Raw genomic sequence first — 4,442 nt, forward strand, 5'->3', positions numbered from 1 at the left:
CGTCGGGCCCGCGCCGGCTGGTCAGTACGAGCCGCTCCGCGCCCGCGCGGGCCAGCCAGCGGCCCACCTCGGCGCCCAGACCGCCGGTGCCGCCGGTGATGAGCACGGTGCCCCGGGCGGTGAACTCCCGCGCGGCGGGCAGCTCTCCGACCGAGTGACGGACGAGCCGGCGTCCATGGACTCCGGAGGCGCGCAGGGCCACCTGGTCCTCGCCGTCGGGAGCGTCCTTGGTGGCGAGCACTCCGGCGAGACGTTGCGCGGCCCGCTGATCGAGCGTCTCGGGCAGATCGACCAGTCCGCCCCAGAGCCTCGGGTGCTCCAGCGCGACGGTCCTGCCGAGTCCCCAGGCCGTGGCCTGGGCGGGACGGGTCAGCGGATCGGCGGGCCCGGTCGACACAGCGCCTCGGGTGGCCGTCCACAGCCGTCCTCGCGCGCCGGTGCCGACGAGCGCCTGGACGAGTGCGGCGGTCAGGGCGAGTCCGTCGGTGAGCGGCGGATACGCGGCGCTCGGGCGCTCGTCCAGCGGGAGTACGGACAGGACGTTCGCCGTGCCGTCGTACTCCTCGACGGCCAGCAGCCGTTCGGCCAGTACGGTCCGGTCGGCGCACGACGGATCGAGCTCCAGCCGGCGTACACGCGCGCCATGGGCACCGAGCGCGCCCGTCAGCTCGTCGCAGAGGGCTGGATCGGTGCCGTCGCTGGTGACGAGCAGCCAGGTGCCGTCCAGGACGGGCGCGGCGGGCCTGCCGAGCGTCACCCATCGGGTCCGGTAGCGCAGCGAGTCGAGCAAGGTCTTCTCTCGCTTGCCGCGCCGCCAGGAGGTGAGCGCGGGCAGCAGGGAGCCCAGCGAACCGTGGTCTCCCTCGCCGAGGCCGAGGATCGTGGCCAGCTCATCGGCGTCGCCGCGCTCCACGGCGGCCCACAGACGCTGGTCGCCCGGATCGGTGGCGGCCCGGGCCGGCGCCGCGGTGAGCTGCGGCCAGTAGAACTCGTGCTGGAAGGCGTACGTGGGCAGATCCACCCGGCGCGCTCCGCTGCCCGCGAAGTAGGCGGCCAAGTCGACGGCCACACCATGGGCCTGGAGCCGGGCCAGCGCGGTGGTGACGGCGAGCTGCTCGGTACGGTCCGCGCGGAGCAGCGGGACGAGTTCGGCGTCGTACGTATCGCCGAGGATGTCCTGCGCCATGGCGGTGAGCGGTCCGTCGGGGCCCAGTTCGAGGAAGGTGGTCACGCCCGCGTCACGCAGTGTCGTCACACAGTCGGCGAAGCGGACCGCCGCGCGGACATGCTCGACCCAGTACTCCGGGGAGCACACCTGCTCGGCGGTGACGAGATCACCGGTCAGATTGGAGACGAGCGGGATCCGCGGCGGAGCGTAGGTCAGTCCGGCGGCGACGGCACGGAACGCGTCGAGCATTCCGGCCATGTGCGGCGAGTGGAAGGCATGGCTCACACGCAGCCGCTTGGTCTTGCGTCCCTGGGCCTCGAACGCGGCGGCGATCTCCCGTACCGCGTCCTCGTCGCCGGAGATCACCACGGAGGAGGGCCCGTTGACGGCGGCGACCGAGACACGCTCGGAGAGATACGAGGTCACCTCCTCCTCGGTCGCCCGGACCGCGACCATCGCGCCGCCGGCCGGGAGTGCCTGCATCAGCTTCGCGCGGGCCGCGACCAGGGCGCAGGCGTCGGCGAGTGACAGCACACCCGCGACATGGGCCGCCGCGAGTTCGCCGATCGAGTGGCCCGCGACATAGTCGGGCTTGATGCCCCAGCTCCGTACGAGCCGGTACAGCGCCACCTCGACCGCGAACAGCGCGGGCTGCGTCCAGCCGGTACCGTCCAGCAGCGCGGCCTCGGCCGTGCCTTCGGCGGCGAACAGCACCTCGCGCAGCGGACGGTCCAGCAGCGGATCGAGTACGGCGGCCACCTCGTCCAGCGCCTCGGCGAACGCCGGGAACCGCTCGTAAAGTTCACGTCCCATGCCGGGCCGCTGGCTGCCCTGCCCGGTGAAGAGCAGCGCGGTCCTGCCGCGGCGCCCCGCCTCGCCCTCGACAACTCCTGCGTCGGCGCGTCCGGCGGCCAGCGCGGCCAGCGACCTCAGCAGGGCCTCACGGTCGCCGGCCACCACGGCCGCGCGCCGGTCGAACTGCGAGCGGGTCGTGGCCAGCGAGAACGCGCCGTCCAGCAGGTCGAGTCCGGGCTCCGCCCGTACATACGCGAGCAGCCGGGCCGCCTGGCCGCGCAGGGCGTCCCCGGTCCGTCCGGAGATCATCCAGGGAACGGGTCCCGCGGCGGCGCGCGGCGCGGTCCGTGCCGGGATCCCGGTGGCCGGGGCCTGCTCGATGATGGTGTGGACATTGGTGCCGCTGATACCGAAGGACGAGATCCCGGCCCGGCGCGGACGGCCGGTCTCGGGCCAGGGCGTCTGCTCGGTGAGCAGTTCCACGGCGCCTTCGGACCAGTCGACGTGCGAGGAGGGCAGCTCGGCATGGAGCGTCCGCGGGAGCGTGCCGTGCCGCATCGCCATGATCATCTTGATGACGCCCGCGACACCGGCCGCCGCCTGGGTGTGCCCGATGTTCGACTTCACCGAGCCGAGCAGCAGCGGACGCGCGGGATCGCGGTCGCGCCCGTAGGCGGCCAGCAGGGCCTGTGCCTCGATCGGGTCGCCGAGAGTGGTGCCCGTGCCATGGGCCTCCACGGCGTCGACGTCCTCGGCCGACAGCCCGGCGCCCGCGAGCGCCTGGCGGATCACCCGCTGCTGGGAAGGGCCGTTGGGCGCGGTCAGTCCGTTGGAGGCACCGTCCTGGTTGACGGCGCTGCCCCGGACGACGGCCAGGATCTCGTGGCCGCCGCGCCGGGCGTCCGAGAGCCGCTCCAGCACCAGCACGCCGACGCCCTCGGCCCAGCCGACGCCGTCGGCCGTGTCGGAGAAGGCCTTGCAGCGGCCGTCCGGCGAGAGCCCGCGCTGCCGGGAGAAGTCCACGAACACCGACGGTGTCGACATGACGGTCACGCCGCCGGCCAGCGCGAGCGAGCACTCGCCGGAGCGCAGCGCCTGCATCGCCCAGTGCAGGGCGACCAGCGACGAGGAACAGGCGGTGTCGACGGTCACGGCCGGGCCCTCCAGGCCCAGCGTGTACGAGACACGGCCGGAGGCGAGACTCGGCGAACTGCCGCTGCCCTGGAAGCCCTCGAACTCGGGGCTCGCGAGAACCGCGCTGTAGTCGCTGTACATCACTCCGGCGAAGACGCCCGTCGAACTGCCGCGCAGCGAGAGCGGATCGATGCCCGCGCGCTCGACGGCCTCCCAGGACGCCTCCAGGAGCAGCCGCTGCTGCGAGTCGGTCGCCAGTGCCTCGCGCGGGCTCATCCCGAAGAACGCCGGATCGAACTCGCCCGCCTCGTGCAGGAATCCGCCGGAGCGGGTGTACGCCGTACCGGCGTGGTCCGGATCCGGATGGTAGAGCGAATCCAGGTCCCAGCCGCGATTGGCCGGGAATCCGGAGATGGCGTCCGTGCCCTCGGTGACCAGCCGCCACAGATCCTCCGGCGACGCCACACCGCCCGGATAGCGGCACGCCATGCCCACGACCACGATCGGATCGTCGGCAACGGCTGCGCCGCGCGCCGGTGCGGGAGCGGCCTGCGCCGGTTCCGCGCCGAGGAGTTCGCCGAGGATGTAGGTGACGAGATGCCGGACGGTCGGATAGTCGAAGACCAGCGTGGCGGGCAACCGGAGACCGGTCACGGTGGTGAGCCGGTTGCGCAGTTCGACCGCCGTCAGCGAGTCGAAGCCCAGCTCACGGAAGGCACGGCCCGCGTCGATGTCCTGGCCACCGGCATGGCCCAGTACGAGGGCGACCTGTGCCCGCACCAGATCGAGCAGCAGATCGATACGGTCGGTCTCGTCCAGCCGGCCGAGCCGCTGGGCCAGTCCGCCGGCCGTGGCGGAGCCGGAGACCGCGGCCCTGCGGGCGCGGGTACGGATCAACGACCGCAGTACGTGCGGGACTTCGCCCTGTGCGCGGAGCACCGGCAGATCCAGCCGTACGGGTACGAGTACGGCCTCGCCGGACGCCAGCGCGGTGTCGAAGAGCGCCACGCCCTGCTCCACCGGCAGCGGAGGCACTCCCGAGCGCGAGAGCCGCTCCGCCTCGGAGTCGGCCAGAGCGCCGGTCATCCCACCGGTCGTTCCACTCGGGCGCTCCCAGGGGCCCCAGGCGAGGGAGGTGCCGGGCAGCCCTTCGGCCCGCCGGCGCTCGATGAGCGCGTCGAGGAAGGCGTTGCCCGCCGCGTAGTTGCCCTGACCGGCGCCGCCGAGGACTCCGGCGAGGGAGGAGAAGACCACGAAGGCCGTCAGATCGAGCTCGCGGGTCAGCTCATGCAGATGCCAGGCCGCGTCGGCCTTGGGACGCAGTACGGCATCCAGCCGCTCGGGC

At 73.2% G+C, this 4,442-nt stretch carries 1 protein-coding gene; it reads right to left on the reverse strand.

The features are described 5' to 3' along the window. Nucleotides 1–4,442 (reverse strand): type I polyketide synthase (locus GA0115259_RS28005; RefSeq protein WP_141716714.1); only part of this gene is annotated, 4,442 nt, incomplete at both ends.

This window comes from Streptomyces sp. MnatMP-M17 (genome assembly GCF_900091995.1).
Taxonomy (GTDB): Bacteria; Actinomycetota; Actinomycetes; order Streptomycetales; family Streptomycetaceae; genus Streptomyces.